The organism is Citrobacter sp. VF227 (genome assembly GCF_052950715.1).
Map to the genome: position 1 here is coordinate 1 of NZ_JBRFVF010000309.1, position 490 is coordinate 490.

Annotated in this window: 1 protein-coding gene; it reads left to right on the forward strand. The window is 31.0% G+C overall.

Features of this window, described 5'->3' with window-relative positions:
- Window positions 1–490: ATP-binding cassette domain-containing protein (locus ACU8YC_RS26465; protein ID WP_446896189.1), on the forward strand; the 490-nt coding region annotated here is incomplete at both ends.

Sequence of the window (490 nt, forward strand, 5' to 3'; positions counted from 1 at the left end):
TGGTAAAACAACATTGATAAAAACAATTGCTGAAAAACATCCAAAACTAGGTGGTCAAATTATCTTTGGTGCTAATTTACAAATTGGATACTATGATCAAAAACAAGCTGAATTTAAATCAAATAAAACCATTCTCGATTATGTTTGGGATCAATATCCACACATGAATGAAAAAGATGTACGTGCAGTATTGGGGCGTTTCTTGTTCGTTCAAGAAGACGTTAAAAAAATTATCAATGACTTATCCGGCGGAGAAAAAGCACGATTACAATTAGCACTTTTAATGTTACAACGTGATAATGTTCTTATCTTAGATGAACCGACTAACCATTTAGATATTGATTCTAAAGAAATGCTTGAACAAGCATTGAAAGATTTTGAAGGCACGATTATTTTTGTAGCACATGATCGTTATTTTATTAACCAACTTGCAAATAAAGTTTTTGATTTAAACCTTAATGGTGGCCAAATGTATTTAGGAAATTATCAG